We start from the raw sequence: 14,981 nt of genomic DNA on the forward strand, positions 1-14,981 counted from the left end.
GTGACGATGACGGCGGTCCGCGCCTCGGTCGAGCAGCGGGAGCTCAGTGGTTCCCGAAGGGCCTGCTGAACCAGACGTTCGCGATCGAGCCGAGCCGCTCGGCGACGAGCGCCGCCGTCGCCGTGTCTCCCGGCAGCACGAAGACACGGAGGCCGGCGATCGAGGCATCGGGCGCCCATGCGTGCAACGCCGAGCCGACCGCCGGCTCTTTCCTGAGCGCCTCGAGCGCTTGCTGCGCGAGCTCTCTCTGCTTCCGCGTGTGACAGCCGGGACGCAGCTCGACCGGGACGCGCCTTGGAACCGGGATCTGGGCCTGGATCGATGCCCAATCCTGGAAGTCCGGCTCGAAGACGACGACGATCGACCGTCGCTGCCGCTCGGGCACCACCCCGATGAACGACGGGTGCTTCGAGAGCAAATCGTGCAGCGGCTGGTAGTCGGTCACGCGGAGCTCTGGCCATGCCATCTCGCCGACCGGGCTCGTGCTGCCGGGCGCCTGAACCTCCGGCTCGCAGTAGGGCTGCAGGTTCACGCCGACCGCGTGGTCCCCGGTGATCTTGTGCTGCGCGCGCTGGATCGTCTCGAGGGTGACCGGGCTGAAGGCCGCTCGATCAACGGCGGGAGGGACATCGCTCGATCGACGTGCCGCCGGGGCGGTCTCCGGCCTCGAGGACGACGGCGCGGCCGACGTCGAGGCCGGGGCTCCCTGTGGTTTCGCGCCGGTGGTCGCTGCATCGCCGCCGCTCCCCGGTGTACGAGCGTTGCACCCGGCCACGAGGAGGAGGGAAGCGGCGAGCGGTCGGGACGCGGCGAGGCTCCAATCAAAACGCAACGGTGACTCCTAGCTGAGATTCGATGTCACCGACCGAATGAAACCAGGTCTGGTCGAAGGGGGCCACCACGAACCCGGCGATGTGCATCCCGACGATCGCAGCGTTCCCGGAGCCGACGGGGATGGGCGAGATATCGTAGTGCATCAAGGACTGATGGCCCCCAACGGATATGACACGGTCGCCGACCTGCGCCGCGTAGCGCTCGTGCGAACCATGCTGGTGGCGCTGGTTGGGCTGGCAGCCGGCTACCGCGGCGCCATCAATGGATGGGAGGTCGGTGGCCTCGGGTATCCAATGGAGCAGCAGGAGGGGTGGGAAGTCGCGGAGAGTGACCGAACATTCGCGAGACGCAGCTTCATCGCCGAGGAGCGCGTTTCGTCATCGTAGCGCTCGCGGCGCGCGCCCTCGGCGCAGGCGCGGTCTCCCCGCCGCTCCCGCCCGCGCCGCGCCCAGGCCGAAGACCCGCGCCGCAGCCCTCGCAGGCGCTCCCGAAGCGGCCAGCGCGCGCGCCGATGAGAACCTGGGCGGCTCGCCGACTTCGTGCGGTGCCTGGCGCGGGGCGCGGAGCAGGTCAACCTGGTCTTCCCGGAGGAGAGCCCGGCCCTGGCGGCGCGCGACCGGCTGGGCGAGGCGCTCCTGCCGGAATGACGGAGGGGTTGCGGCGGAGCCGCAGCGCTAGCGCGCCGCGTTCTCGATCCGGCGCGGCGTCAGACCGGCGCGCCTGTCGGCTCGACCGGCGCAGGCTCGGGCGGCGCCGGCTCGTCGGGCGCGGCGGCGCTGCCGCGGCGCTTCGGGCGGAGCCGCCGCAGGGCGCCGCGGAACGAGGTGGCGCTGAAGCGGCGCTTGACCTCGTGCATGTCCCAGCAGGCGTTGACGCCGGCGGCGCGCGCCTCGTTCCCGAGCAGCGTGGCGTACGTCACGATGGAGTTGCGGAGCACCATCGACTCTTCCCGGTTGCGCAACCCGAGGATGCCGAGCAGGTCGCGCCCGCTCACCTCGTCGAGCAGCGCGCTGCCTTCGCGCAGGAAATCCTCGGTGAGGCCGACGGGCGCAAGGCGGGCCTGGTGCTGCTGGGCGAGCCGGAGCAACATGGCGAGATCGCTTGTCTCCTCGGTGAGCGTGCCGCTCGTGTTCACGTCGGCGAACTGCTCGGCGACGTCCGGCTCGAACGCGAACGCCTGGTCGGCGAACGCCTTGAGGCGCGCGCGCCAGGGCCGGCTCGCCTTGATCACCTGGTCGATGGGCCGCAGCTGATAGGCGCCGGTGCGCTTGCCCTCGCCGAACCAGAGGTCCGCCGTGTCGAGGAGCTGGATGGCGCCGCGGAGAGCGCGCGACGCTCGGGGCCATAGGCCTTGCTCGCGAGCTGCGCCTGGTGCTGGGTACAGACCGGGAGCCTGTTACCTAGGCTCCCGGTCAGATCTGTCACCTAGGGTCCCGGTCAACTTTGTAACCCAGGCCCCCGGTCTGTACCCGCCGCAAGCACACGGTCTCCCTCGACGTCGTGTCCGCCTCGCGCCCGCCGAGAATCCATGTCACAGGCGAGCGGGAGAGGGCCACCCGTGCGCCACGCTACTGCGTGATCTCTCGGGGCGGCGCCGCCGCCGAGGTTCCGAACGCGTAGGACACGCCCAGTTCGGCGCGGAAGGGGACGAGCGGGGGCGGCTCGAGGCCGTGGGTGGAGCGATAGCCCGCGCGCAGCCCGAGCTCGACGCTCGAGCCGATCGACAACCCGAACGCGAGGCTCGCGTCGAGGTAGCCCCCCGTGGGCGCGTAAAAGCCGTCGCGAATGCCCTCGTAGGTCGCGCGCGCGCGACCGCTCGCCGCGATGTACGTGCTCAGGATCGCCGTGTACTCCACCTCCAGCGCGATGAACCAGCCGCGCTGGAAATACCCGCCTGCGAGCCCGGGGTGCGCGCCCACGCTCACGAACCGAAACGTCTGGTTGTCGCCCGTCTGCACCGGCAGCCCCAGGCGCCCGGCGAGCCCCCAGCCGCCGTGCTGCAAGAGCGTCGCGCGCGCCGCCGGCTCCAGGCGGAAGGAGTCGAGCGCCGGCACGAGGAAGACCGGCAGCGTCAGCCCGATCTCGAGGTCGAGGCGGCGCACGAGCCGTTCCACCGGAATCGCCCGCCCGTAGGCGAGCTCCAGAGCGGGCGCGGAGTTCCATCCGAGATTGACGTGCGTCGCGTTCTCTCGCTCCCCTTGATACCCGCTGATGGGCGCGGCCGACGCGACCGCGGAGACCGCCGTCGCGGCGATCGCCGTGGCGAGGGCGACGGCCCTCATCTCGCCCCCTCGTATGCGCCGAGATGGGCGCGCAGGACCTCCATGACACGATCGGGGTGCTTGTTCACCCAGCCGTGGTCTTCGCCTTCGATGCGGACGAGCTCGACGTCGCAAAAAAGAGGGGCGTGGCGGCTCTCCTGTTGCTCGAACCCGATGACGGTGTTGATCGTCGTTCCGATCAGGGTCACCGGCTTGCAGAAGCGGTCGAGGCCGGAAGAGAAATCGAAGTCCCACTCTCCGTCCGTCTTCGCCGAGCTCTGCAGGTCCCGCATCGCGCGCGCGCCCAGGCGGAAGGCCTTGAAGTTGTCGGGGTCGTCCGGGTCTTCGTAATACCCTGGCTGCGACCAGCCCTGTCCCAGCGAGAGGAGGAAGTCTGCGCGCGCGTCTCCGTCGGGGCTCATGGCCCATTCCGACCAACCGAGATCGTTCAGCCCCTCGGCGGTGAGGCCGAACGTGAAGAGCTCGGTCTCGTTCGCGATCGCCGCGTTCAGGAAGCCCGGCTCGCTGAGGACGGCCTCTCCGACGCGGTCGGGGTGCCTCTGGATATAGAGGGCCGCGTACATGGCGCCCCACGAATGCCCGAACAGCGTGACCGGCGCGTCGGGGGAGAAGTGCTGGACGAGCTCGTGGAGATCCGCCGCGTACGTCTCGGCGGTGAAGTCCGATGAAGGGACGCGCTCCGAGAGACCGGTGCCTCGCTGATCCCAGTGGACGACGAAGTACCGCTCGGAGAGCGCGCCGAGGCCGAGCATGCCGCGCATGTCGCCGCCGGGGCCGCCGTGCAGCGTGATGAGGGTGGGGTTCTCCGGATCCCCTTGCGTGCGAAGGTGAATGAGGGCGCCGTCGCGGAGGGTGAAGCGAGGTAGCGTGTCGTCCTCCGCGACCGTCCTCGGGACGAGGTTTCCAGGCGCGTCCGGATCCAGGCAGCCCGAGGCGAGCACGAGGCACGCGAGGCAAGCGAGACAAGAGCGGCGGGCGAAGGAGCGCATGACCGAAGCGTACGAACCCGGGCCGCCCCCGGCATTGTGCCGCCGCGCCAATCGATTGTCCGGCGGCGCCCTCGGCTACGCCACGGAGCGCCCGCGGAGCTGGCCCGGCGTGCTCCCCGTCCACCGCCGGAAGGCCTTGTAGAACGCGCTCACATCGGAGAAGCCCACCAGCGAGCCGATCTCCGCGAGCCCGATGGCGGGATCCTCCAGGTAGCGCAGCGCGAGCTCTTCGCGGGTCTTCTCGACGAGCGCTCGGAAGGGAAAACCGTCCTCCGAGAGGCGTCGTTGCAGCGTGCGCGCGCTCAGCCCGAGCCGCTTCGCCACCGTCGCCAGCTTGGGAGCACCGCCGTGCAGCTCGAGGGCGAGCGCGTGCCGCGCGCGCTCCACGAGGCTCGCGTGGGCGGGCGGGAGCTTTTGCACGAGGAGGGCGGCGTGGCGCTCGAGGACGGCACAGAGCTCGGGGGCGGCCCCTTTCATCGGCGTCGCGAGCGCCGCGCGCGGGAGGACGATCGCGTCGCCGGGCGCTCGAAATCGAACCGGGCAAGCGAAGATCCGGGTGTACGCCTCGAGCTCGGCGCAGCGCGGGTGACGGAACTGGATCGAGGAAGGCGACCACGGCGTGACGGCGAGCGCGCGGAAGCGAAGGACGATGTTCGCGAAGCCGAACTCGGTCGCGACCCGGTGCGGGGCCGCGCCGGGGACGTGCTCCCGGACGAGCCGGGCCTCCGTGCGATCGACGTGAAGGACATGGCGCACGGCCGTGCTGATGACGGCGAAGTGCCGCGAGAACCTCTGGAAGGCGTCGCCCACCGTGTCGCTCGACGCGACGACGTAGTCCATCACATCCCAGTGACCGATCGAGAGCGCCTCCGCGGCGCGGAGCCCGACGCCCGGATCGCCGGCCCTCTCGACGACATCGTCCCAGAGCGCGATCCACCGGCGATAGGAGAGCCGGAAGTCGGGGTTGCGCAGCTCCTCCGGCGTGAGCCCGTGCGCTCGGGCGAGCGAGCTCCCGTCGATCCCGGCAGCCTCCGCGGCCCCGAGCACGCTCCGCAGCGCCTTCACGCCGACGCTCAGCGTGCGCTCGCCCTCCGCCTTCACGAGCGGGTCGAGCCCCCGACGAGAGCTCACGAGGCGGGGCCTGCGCGACACTTTCACTGCCGCCCGCGGCGGCGCGCCAGGATCTTCTCCGCCGCGGTGAGCGGCCGCCCCTCGCGCGCCGCCTCGCGGTCTGCGGGCGCCGCGGTCTCGTGCGTGGCTCGCCCCGCCGCCGGCGCTGCGGCCGCTCCGCGCTGCTCCGGCCGCGCGGCTGCCTGGTCTGCCGGCCATCCCGCCTGCTCGGGCCCCGCGGATCCCGGGTGCGCGGGCCCCTCGGGCGGCGCCCTCCATCCCGCCTGCGCTGGCCTCCGCGTGGGCGCCGTCCACGCCGGCTGCGCTGCCGTCTGCCCCGGCTGCGTCGGCGCCCGCGCCGGCTCGCCCCCGCCGCGCCCGTCATCGCGCAGCGCCTGTCCCGCCTGCGCGCCCTCGCGCCGCTCGCGCCCCCGCTCCCGCGCCGACAGCAGCGCCCCCACGGTCGCGCCCGCGGCGGCCGGCTCCGCGGCGGCTCCCCACCGCGCCGCGCGGAGCCGCTCTCCCGCCCGCGCGAGCCACGCCGCCGCCGCTTCCGGCAGCGCGAGCCGCCGCGCCGCCACCGCGAGCAGCAGCGCGAGCGCGGCGAAGAACACCAGGCTCGGCGTCGCGTCCCGGTACGCGAACCGCTTCGAGGCCCGATCCTCGAAGATGCCCGCGAGCGTGTCGCGCCGCTTGCCCCCGGTGAACTCCGCGATCCGCCGGAGCAGCGACAGATCGCTGCCCGTCGGGCGCAGCTCCTCGCCGGCGGTCATCGCCGCCCCCGTGGTCCCGACCGCCTCCCCCGTGAGCTCGTCCCGGGCCACCGCCACGTAGGTCCCCGGCCGCGACAGCGGCAGCTTCGCCGTGTACGCGCCCGCGCCCGTCGCCTCCAGCGGGAGCTCTCGCGAGAAGCCGTCGGGCCCCGCGACGTGCACGACCAGCCGGCGGAACGACTGCGCACGCCCGTCGTCGCCGATCACGCTCGCCCGCACCGACAGCTCGCCGCCCGACGCGTCCGCTTCCAGGCGCACGCGCGGATCCTCCTCCTTGCGCGTCACGTCGCGCGCGGCCTGCGCGATCATCCGCGCCGCGCCGGGCCAGCGCGTCCACGCGGCGCCCCAGCGGCCCTTGAGATCGCTCGTGAACGCGGCGGCCCGGCCGAGCCCCGCCGACCACACGGCGAGCACCGGATCGCCCTCCGGCCCGGACAGCAGCACCGTGGACCGGCTCTTGGCGACCGTCACCACGTAGCCCCCGAGCGGCGGCGCCTCGCCGAACGGCACGCCGGCGGTGATCGACGACGGCGCGCCCAGCGCGACGTGGAAAGGCTCCTCCACGATCGCGCTCTTCGCCGCCATGATCGTCTCCTGCGTGAACACCGCGGGCAGCCGCGTGGCGTCCTCGACGAGGTAGAAGCGGCCGCCGCCGATGCGCGACAGCGCCTCGAGCTCCGGCACGTCGCTGCCCTGGCCCAGCGCCACGACGCTCGTCGTCGTCCCGCGGCGCATCGCCGCCTCCACCATCGCGCGGCACGGCCCCATGTTCTCCGCGTCCGACCCGTCGGCGAAGAGCAGCACGTGCTTCAGGCTCGAGGTGTCCCGGTCGAGCGCCTGGTAGGCCGCCTCGAGGGTGATGTCGACGTAGATGCCGCCGCCGCCCGGGCCCACGGCGCGGATCGCCTTCTCGATCGCGGCGCCGTCCGCGACCGGCCCGAGCGGCACGCTCCACCGCACCGCCGTGTCGACGTGCGCGACGCCGATCCGATCGCCGGGGCCGAGCAGCGAGGCCGACCGGGCGGCGGCCTCGTTGGCGAGCTCGAGCTTCGTGTGGGCGCCGGCGGTCGCCGCCATCGACCCGGAGATGTCGATGCCGATCACCTCGGCCAGGCTCGCCCGCCGCCGCTCCTGCTTCAGGTCGAACGCGACGGGCGAGATCTCCTCGAGCGGCGTCCGCGCGTAGCCGCCCGGCCCCATGCTCCGATCGCCGCCCATCAGGAGGAGCCCGCCGCCGAGATCGCGGACGTAGCTCGCGAGCGCGTCGATCTGGCCTGGCGAGAGATCCGACGCGCGGATGTCGCTGAGCACCACGACGTCGTAGCCGGCGAGCTCCCCGAGATCGGCGGGGACGCGGCTCAGGCCGCCCTCGTCCACGCGGAACGCGCCGTCCGCGAGCGCCCGCGCGATGAACGCGCTCTGCCCGGCGTCGCCCTCCAGCACGAGGGCCGCCGCGGCCCCGCGGACGCGCAGGAACGCGCTCGCCGCGTTGTCCTCGGCGGCCTCGTCGAGCCTCGGATCCTTCGCGGTGATCTCGACGTCGTAGCGGTGCAGCCCGGGCCCCGGCGCCTTCTCCCGGATGCGCAGCACGTCTTCCCCCGCGGCGATCGAGGCCTCGGTGCGGGCGATGAGCTCGCCGTCGCGGCGGAGGCGGATCTCGACCTCGGCCGGCGACGGGGACGAGGTGACGAGCCGCAGATCGAGCGCCTCGCCCTCGTCGGCCCGCGCGGGCGCGCGGAGGGCGACCACGCGGACGTCGGGGACGAGCCGCTGCTCCAGCGGGATCACGTCGACCGGGAGGCCGGCGGCGACGGCGGCGGCGGCCGCGGCCATCGTGTCGCCGCGGGTCGCGACGCCGTCGCTGAGCAGCACGACGCGCGCCGCGGAGTCCGGCGGCACCTCGGCGAGCGCGCGCCGGATGCCGGCGGCGAGGTCCGTCCCGTCCCGGCCGAGCGCGACCCGCTGCGGGGCCGCGAGCTGCGAGCGCGGGCGCGGCGGATCCTCGGTCGCCGCGCCCGCGGCGAACGCGATGGTGGCGATCCGATCGTCCTCGCGCATGCCGAGCTCGGCGACGGAGAGCTCCTGCGCGACACGCCGGTCGGCGCTCGGTACGAGGTCGATCGAGCGGCTGCGATCGATTGCGACCAGGACGGTGAGCCGGTCGAGTGGCCGGCCAAGCTCTGGCCCGGCCACGGCCATGGCCGCGGCGAACGCGGCGAAGGGGGCGAGGGAGTCGCCGAGCCGCGAGCGCCACGCCCCCTGCCGGCGGGCGTGCGCCGAGGCGAGCGCGAGCGCGAGGTACCGGAGCGCGATGAACGACGTGGCGCCCAGCGCGAGCAGCGCGCCCCAGGGCCGCGCGAGCCGGAGATAGGCGTCCGGGAGCAGGCCGCACCAGACGAGGCCCACGTAGAGCGCCGGCAGCGCGCCTGCCACCATCCAGCCGAGCAGGATCGGGCGGCGGAGCGCGCCGCGCCGGAGGGCGAGGCGCAGCAGCGCGGCGAAGACGAGCGCGCCGGCGAGCGTGGCGGCGTAGGGGAGGGCGCGCAGCGCGGCCGCCGGGATCAGGGAAACCTCCGTTCGGTCCGCATGCGGGGGAGCCGCAGTAAATCATCTTTGCGCGGGCCCGGGGACGCCGCTTCGGCGGGTGTGGCCGAGTGCCCCATCGGCGACGCCGTGGGGCGTCTCTGTCGGTGTCGAGCGGGTTTCATGGGGCGCTCCGGCGCATCGGAGCACCTTTCCATGTTTGTCAGGGATGGCACGCAGTCTGCTTGAGCGCGGGTCATGGGCGCGGCGAGGCCGCGCAGTCGGCGCAGGAGAGATCATGTCGCGCATCGAGACCACGGACACCTGGAACGGCACGGGCGGCGGCGCGTGGGATCTCGACGAGGGCCTCGGCGAGCCCGCGCGCAGCGTGCACTGCCAGGAGGGGGATCTCATCGCGGGCAAGTACCGGCTGGTCCGCAGGATCGGGGAGGGGGCGATGGGCACGGTCTGGATCGCGACGCACGTGGCGCTCGGGTCGGAGGTCGCGATCAAGCTGATGCGGCCCGAGCTCCGGTCGCCGGAGCTCGCGGAGTACTTCGTCCGCGAGGCGCGCGCCGCCGGCCGGCTGAACCACGCGGAGGTCGTCCGGATCTTCGACCTCGGCGAGACCGCGGCGGGGGACCCTTACCTGGTGATGGAGCTCATCGAGGGCGAGTCGCTGCGGAGCGCGCTCTCGCGCGAGGCGGCGATGACGCCGGAGCGGGCGATCGCGCTGCTCCTCCCGGTCGCGGGCGCGATGCACGCGGTGCACGAGAAGGGGGTCGTCCACCGCGACCTCAAGCCGGACAACGTGATGCTGGTGCGCCGCGGCGGCGGCCGGCTCCAGCCGAAGATCGTCGATTTCGGCGTCGCGAAGATCGTCTCCGAGCGCGAGGCGAGCCAGGCGTCGGCGAGCTTCGAGGTCTTCGGCACCCCCGACTACATGCCGCCGGAGCAGGTGCTCGCCGTCCCTGACATCGATCGCCGCGCCGATATCTGGTCGCTCTGCGCGATGCTGTACGAGCTCCTGTCGGGCCGGCCCCCGTTCTCGTCAAGGAACGCGCTGGACGGCCTGCGGGCGGTGCTGCAGGACGCGGTGCCGTCGCTCGTCGACACGTGCGGCCTCGACGCGGATCTCTGGGCGATCGTGGAGCGCGGGCTGCGGAAGGAGCCGTCCTCGCGCTGGTCGAGCATGCGCGAGCTCGGCGAGGCGCTCGCCGCGTGGCTAAGGGCGCGGGGCGTCCTGGAGGACGCGCGCGGCGTATCGCTCCAGGGGGAGTGGCTTCCTTGCGAGGAGCCCTGTGTGCCTGCGGGCAATGGCTCGACGCCGCGCGTATCCTGGGTGGAGGAGCGGAGCCGGCCGAGCCGCCGGTGGTCGTCGCGCCGCCGGGTGTACCGGGTGCACCGGGGCCGGCCACACGGCGAGCAGACGGCCTGCCCTTGAGAGAGCCCCCTGAAGCGGTCGGCGTTCGCCTGGTGGCAGCGAGCGCGACGCGGGTCGAGCGGCGGGAGTGGCGGCGGTGTACGCTGGCGACAGGCCGCGCATGAACCTCGCCGAGAAGCTCGTCCGGTCCGCCACGCTCGCCGATCTCGACGAGCTGCCGCCCGGCTGGCGGGGCGAGATCATCGACGGCACGCTGTACGCCTTTCCGCGTCCCCGCTTCGTTCACGCGAACATCGAGGACCTGATCACGGCCGACCTCAAGAACCCCTACCAGCGGGGCAGGGGCGGTCCGGGAGGGTGGTGGATCCTCTCCGAGCCTGGCATCCAGATCGAGCGCGCGCCGGAGATATCGCCCGACGTCGCGGGCTGGCGCCGCGCGCGCATGCCCGCGCCGCCGCGGCCCGCGGAACCCATCTCCCTCGTTCCCGACTGGTGCTGCGAGATCCTCTCGCCGCGCACGGCGAGCTACGACAACCTCGTGAAGCGCCGCTTCTACGCCGAGATCGGCGTGCCTCACCTCTGGTACGTGGATCCCGTCCGGCGAACGTTGCTGGTCAGCCAGCTCGAGAACGGGCGGTGGGTCGAGCTGGGGCTGCATGGGCGAGACGAGAAGGTGCGCGCGGCGCCGTTCGAGGACGTCGAGATCGACCTGGCCGAGTGGTGGGAAGGGCTCGACGAGGACGAGAGCGACGCGCCCTGAGGCGTCAGCTCACCGAGGCGGACTGCGCTCGCCTCGTGGTCGAGCCGATCGGGCCATGGAGCCCGCCTGCGGCAGGTCAGGAGGGCGCGGCGACCGCCCTGGCTCGCTCCGCCCGGACCGCCGCGAGCCAGCGCGCCGCTCACGGCCTCCCGTCCGTCATGCGAGCGCGGGTCACCGCGAGGGCTGACCCGTGCGCAGCGGGCCACCTCGCGAGGTGGGCCAGAGCATGCAATTCGCCGCCGATCCCGGGATCGTGAAGACATCCATCCCATGCTCGAAGGTCTGCACGAAGACCTCGAGCTGCCCGTCTCCGTCGAGATCACCCACCGCCGGCGAGGCGGGCGCGCCGTTGCCGTTGCCGTTGCTGCCGGGGTTCGGCAGGGGCACGTCGTGCAGGACCGCGCCGTTCGCGCCGAGGATCACGAGGTTGCCGGAGTCGAGCACGTCGGGAGCGCCGTAGGTCGCCAGCAAGACCTCGGGTGATCCATCCTGGTTCAGGTCGGCCACGGTGGCCTCGGTCGCGAACAGGATCGATTTGCCGTGCATGTAGTCGTATCGCCACAGGAGCGACGCATCGGGGCCGAACGCATAGAGGTAGCCGTCGTTCATCGGCACGATGATCTCGGGCCGCGCGTCCCCCTGGATGTTCACCGTCGTCGGCGAGGGCACGCCGTTGGGCGGGTAATAACCGTCGATTTCGAGCGGCCTCTCGCCGCGCGGGAGCGTCTCCCACCCGGGCTTGCGCATCGCCGATCGGCTGCCGTCGCCGTGCGCGCCCTCGAGCACCATCACCGCATAAGCCTGCGTCTCGTAGGGCTCGTGCATCTCGACGTTCGGTACGCCGACGACCTCGTTCCGCCCGTCCCCGTCGAGATCGACCACGTTCGGCGGCGACGCGGTCCATTGCAGCCACTCGGCGGAGCTCGGGTGCGGCCACGTCCCGGCATGGAGATGATAATGCTCGCCCTCCACCTTCGGGTCCGCCCAGCGGATGAACTGGCCCCAGGTCAGCGGCTGGTCGGCGAACGCCTCGTCGCGATTCTTGAAATACGGCGCGGCGTCGACCGCCACGCCGTCGTGGTTGAACGCCTGGATGTGGTGGTTGTCGTAGGTGGCCAGGATCTCGAGCTCCGGGTCGTCGTCGATGTCGCCGATGCCGACGTTGAGCCCATAACACCCGAACCCGGAGTGCCCCATGCCGTTGCGATCGGCGTCGTTCCCCGGGCCGCTCTGGTTGTTGTACCGAGGCCAGGCCGCGAAGGCGGCGCCCCCGGGCGCGGGTCGATAGAGCGACCCATCCGCGCTGAAGACGAAGACCTGCGCGCCGCCGTCCTCGGTGCTCGCGGTCTGGGTCGTCGTCGCCACCACCTCGATGGTGCCGTCGCCGTCGAGATCCGCCGCGGCGAGCCCGCGCACCTCGGGGGCGCTGCCGGCCGTGGTGGTGTCCGCCGGCCACCCGGCCTTCAGCGCGAGCCCGTTGTTCCATTCGAATGCGAAGACCTGAGGACCGTTGCCATAAACGATGTCGATCGCCCCGTCGCCCTCGAGGTCGGCGACCACGTGCGGCGCGTAAACCCGGTCCTCCCCGGCCTCGGCGCGATCGATCTCCTTCCCGTTCGAGTCGAAGACGAAGAGCGCATAGTAAGCGGCGATGAGCTCGTTCCGACCGTCGCCGTCGAGGTCCATCACCACCGGCGACGCGTACCAGCTCGTCTGCCCGGGCAGGACCATCCGGTGCTCGGGCGCCTGCACCTCGCCGGCGCTCGTCCCCACCTCGCAGATCGGGTTGCGCGTGCCGCCCGTGCTGCCGCCGCTCGCGCCACCCCCGATCTCGCCCCCGGCGCATGCCGCCGCGAGCAGCGTGAGGAGCAACGCCGCGCTGCCGAGAGGCCACGCACCCAGGCCGGTGCGCGCGGCCCACGGCGAAGGGGGCGGGTGCTGAGGTCCGGTGGGGAATCCGCGACCGGAACGGCACGGGCGGCGCTGGGTAACCATGGGTCCTCCGGGGGATGCGCCCGCGGGCGACGCCCGCCGGTGGAAAAGGACAGGAGCCAAGCTCATCGAGATTACCAGGAACCTTCAAAGCCGTGGATACGGGAGTCCACCCGAGGGGAGCCTCACGGGGTCGCTGTGAGGGTGGTTGTCCAGAGCAGGGTGTGGTTCGTCGTTCGGGGTGCGTTCCGCCCCTCGAGCAGTGATTCGCGTGCATCGGCGAACTCGCCGAGCACATGGCGCTCCTGCAACCGCAGCGTGTTCACGACCGTATCGGCACGCGCGTGAAACTCACGACCGTATCGGCACGCGCGTGAAGTACCAGACGTCGAAGACCACGAAGCCGAGCGCCGCGAGCGCCAGCAACCAGGTCCACTCGACGTGGGCGTCCGGCTGTCCCGCCGCGCTGGAGACGGCGACCTCGCCGCCTCCCTCCGCGGCGAGCGGCCTCGGCGTGAGATCGCTCTCGGCGACGCTCGTGAGGTTCGCCGGCACGACGACGGACCCGGCCTGCGGTCCCTGCCAGGCGAGGCGGTAGAAGCCGGCGCGGGGCGTCTCCGCGACCACCGCGACGCCGGCGCGCTGCGCGACCTCGAGCCGCTCGCCCGCAGGGCCGATGGCCTGGAGGTCCCGCGCCGTCGCCGGGACGCTCACGCGCAGCGGCTCGCCGGTGCGCGCGGGGCCGGTGATGCCGTGGGCGCGGTGGGCGCGCGCCTGCTCGAGCAGGTTGCGCACGAAGAGCACGAACGACGCCTTGAGCGGCCAGTCGCTCTCGCCCACGTCGAAGCCGAGCAGCGTGCCGGTCCGCGAGGCGGTGGAGATGTCGGTCGCGATCGTGCCCTCCTGGGCGCGGATCAGCTCCTGCGTCGCCGCCTCCGGCTTGAGGGACGAGGCCACGCGGAGGTTCACGCCGTCCAGCGTGAGGAAGCGCAGCCGCGGATCCGCCGTGTCCCACGACGTGAGCGTGGGGCGCTCGAGCGTCTGCCCGACGAGCGTGCCGGCGCAGCGCCCGGGCGGCGGGTTCACGATCAGCAGATCGCCCCCCGGAGGATCGGGCGGGCACGCGCCGTCGATCACCACGAACGTGTCGGGATCGAGCCCGGGCTTCCCGAGCAGGTCCGCGAGCGCGCCCGAGGTCACGGAGGTCATCGGATCGGACGCGAGCGCCCGCTCGATCCAGACGGAGCCGCCGGAGGGCGCCCCCGGCTGCGCGCCCTGGGCGTCGCCGCCCTGGCCCTTGCCGGCCGACGCGAGGAACACCGGGAGCTTGTCGCCGGCCGGCACGCGCCCGTAGGCGACGTCGTCGAGCGGCATCGCGTCGCGCGGCGAGAGCTCGAAGACGAGCCCCTTGCGGTAGTCGCCGGGCGACGGGCGGAACGTGAGCACGACCGGGAGGCGCTCGCCCGGCTTGACCAGCACGCGCCGCGAGCCGAGCACGTCCGACGCGTTGTCCTGCCGCATCGTCACGTACACGTCGCGCGGCTGCGCCCCGAAGTTCGCGATCACGAGGAAGGCCTGCACCTCCTCGCGATGCTCCGATCGCTCGCCGTCCGCGCCGCTCGCGCCGCTCGCGCCGACCGCTGCGCTCCCGGAGCGCACGTCGACGCGGACGATGGCGGCGTTGTCGACCGGATCACCGACCGTGATGACCTCCACCGGCAGCGACGCGCCGCGCAGCGAGGCGGGGCGGGCGAGATTGCCGTCGGTGATCGCGACGACCCGGCGGGCGCCTCCGAGCTGGCGGAGCCGGTCGATCCCGAGCGCCACCGCGGCCTCGAGGTCGCCCTCGACGTCGCGCGCCGCGATGGGGTCGATCGCCGCCTTGAGCCGGACGAGATCGCGATCGAGCGCCGCGACGAGGCGCGCGTCGCGCCCCGCCTCGACGATCAGCGCGTCGCTGCCCGGGGCGAGGCCGGAGAGGAGGTCCCTGGCGAGCTGCTTCGCGAGCTCGACGCGCGTCGTCGCCTCGCCGGCCGGCCCTCGAGCGGCCGCGGACATCGAGGCGCTCGTGTCGAGGACGATCGCCACGTGATCGCCGGTGAGCTCGCGCCCGCGCGAGGCGGGGCGGGCGAGGGCGAGCGCGAGGAGGGCGAGCGCGAGCGCCTGCAGCACGAGCGGCAGCTGGGCGATGAGCTTCCTGAAGGGCGCGCGCGCCATGAGATCGCGCTGCGCGGCGGCCCAGAGCCACGTCGAGGGGACGCGCCGGCGGCTCCGCTTGATCTTGAGGATGTAGAGCAGGACGAGCGGGCCGAGCAGCGCGAGCAGCCACAGGCCGCCGGGCGAGAGCAGCGCGAGCGGGGCGCCCGCGGAGGCCTGTGCGAGCGGGGCGGCCAC

11 protein-coding genes are annotated in these 14,981 nt (G+C 73.1%); 3 read left to right on the forward strand and 8 right to left on the reverse strand.

Annotation, left to right across the window (positions count from 1 at the left end; all coding sequences use genetic code 11):
- Nucleotides 1–43: 43 nt before the first annotated feature.
- A complete protein-coding gene (locus WMF12_RS02310) occupies nucleotides 44–832 on the reverse strand; it encodes a hypothetical protein (RefSeq protein WP_437861924.1) in 789 nt (262 codons plus the stop codon).
- A gap of 37 nt (nucleotides 833–869) precedes the next feature.
- Between WMF12_RS02310 and WMF12_RS02315 the strand changes: the two genes are divergently transcribed.
- Nucleotides 870–1,220, forward strand: a complete 351-nt coding sequence (locus tag WMF12_RS02315; protein WP_437861934.1) for a hypothetical protein — start codon at nucleotides 870–872, stop codon at nucleotides 1,218–1,220.
- Between the two features lie 320 nt (nucleotides 1,221–1,540).
- Here the strand turns inward: WMF12_RS02315 and WMF12_RS02320 are convergent, their stop codons facing one another.
- From WMF12_RS02320 to WMF12_RS02340, 5 genes are all read right to left on the reverse strand, one after another.
- Complete coding sequence (locus tag WMF12_RS02320; RefSeq protein ID WP_437861944.1) at nucleotides 1,541–2,065, reverse strand: hypothetical protein; 525 nt, start codon at nucleotides 2,063–2,065, stop codon at nucleotides 1,541–1,543.
- Between the two features lie 337 nt (nucleotides 2,066–2,402).
- Nucleotides 2,403–3,116 carry a hypothetical protein gene (locus WMF12_RS02325; RefSeq protein ID WP_437861954.1) on the reverse strand — a complete coding sequence of 238 codons (714 nt, stop codon included), beginning with the start codon at nucleotides 3,114–3,116 and terminating at the stop codon, nucleotides 2,403–2,405.
- The gene (locus WMF12_RS02330; RefSeq protein WP_437861968.1) at nucleotides 3,113–4,105 is read right to left on the reverse strand and encodes an alpha/beta fold hydrolase; all 993 of its coding nucleotides are present in this window, start codon (nucleotides 4,103–4,105) and stop codon (nucleotides 3,113–3,115) included. The genes WMF12_RS02325 and WMF12_RS02330 overlap by 4 nt, the downstream gene beginning before the upstream one ends.
- A 75-nt stretch (nucleotides 4,106–4,180) precedes the next feature.
- On the reverse strand, nucleotides 4,181–5,236 hold the full coding sequence (locus tag WMF12_RS02335) for an AraC family transcriptional regulator (protein WP_437861999.1): 1,056 nt from the start codon (nucleotides 5,234–5,236) through the stop codon (nucleotides 4,181–4,183).
- A gap of 23 nt (nucleotides 5,237–5,259) precedes the next feature.
- Nucleotides 5,260–8,424: a VWA domain-containing protein gene (locus WMF12_RS02340; protein WP_437862017.1), complete on the reverse strand. Its 3,165-nt coding sequence runs from the start codon at nucleotides 8,422–8,424 to the stop codon at nucleotides 5,260–5,262.
- Nucleotides 8,425–8,809: 385 nt separating this feature from the next.
- On the opposite strand from WMF12_RS02340, the gene WMF12_RS02345 reads away from it, so the two are divergent.
- Nucleotides 8,810–9,955, forward strand: a complete 1,146-nt coding sequence (locus WMF12_RS02345) for a serine/threonine-protein kinase (RefSeq protein ID WP_437862034.1) — start codon at nucleotides 8,810–8,812, stop codon at nucleotides 9,953–9,955.
- A 100-nt stretch (nucleotides 9,956–10,055) separates the two neighbouring features.
- Entirely contained in the window at nucleotides 10,056–10,655 is a 600-nt protein-coding gene (locus tag WMF12_RS02350; RefSeq protein ID WP_437862051.1) for a Uma2 family endonuclease, read from the forward strand.
- 171 nt (nucleotides 10,656–10,826) lie between these two features.
- On the opposite strand, the gene WMF12_RS02355 is transcribed toward WMF12_RS02350, so the two are convergent.
- Nucleotides 10,827–12,527, reverse strand: coding sequence for an FG-GAP repeat domain-containing protein (locus tag WMF12_RS02355; protein WP_437862066.1), 1,701 nt, complete (start codon nucleotides 12,525–12,527; stop codon nucleotides 10,827–10,829).
- 411 nt (nucleotides 12,528–12,938) lie between these two features.
- Nucleotides 12,939–14,981 (reverse strand): vWA domain-containing protein, encoded by a 2,043-nt coding sequence (locus WMF12_RS02360; protein ID WP_437862085.1) that lies wholly within the window; start codon nucleotides 14,979–14,981, stop codon nucleotides 12,939–12,941.

Origin of the sequence: Sorangium sp. So ce363, from assembly GCF_051520435.1 — a bacterium.
Taxonomy (GTDB): Bacteria; Myxococcota_A; Polyangia; order Polyangiales; family Polyangiaceae; genus Sorangium; species Sorangium cellulosum_B.

Excerpts from the sequence above, each read along its gene's own strand:
- WMF12_RS02315 (WP_437861934.1), top strand. The coding sequence starts at position 870 with ATGAAACCAGGTCTGGTCGAAGGGGGCCACCACGAACCCGGCGATGTG.
- WMF12_RS02325 (WP_437861954.1), bottom strand. The coding sequence starts at position 3,116 with ATGAGGGCCGTCGCCCTCGCCACGGCGATCGCCGCGACGGCGGTCTCC.
- WMF12_RS02330 (WP_437861968.1), bottom strand. The coding sequence starts at position 4,105 with ATGCGCTCCTTCGCCCGCCGCTCTTGTCTCGCTTGCCTCGCGTGCCTC.
- WMF12_RS02340 (WP_437862017.1), bottom strand. The coding sequence starts at position 8,424 with ATGGTGGCAGGCGCGCTGCCGGCGCTCTACGTGGGCCTCGTCTGGTGC.
- WMF12_RS02345 (WP_437862034.1), top strand. The coding sequence starts at position 8,810 with ATGTCGCGCATCGAGACCACGGACACCTGGAACGGCACGGGCGGCGGC.
- WMF12_RS02350 (WP_437862051.1), top strand. The coding sequence starts at position 10,056 with ATGAACCTCGCCGAGAAGCTCGTCCGGTCCGCCACGCTCGCCGATCTC.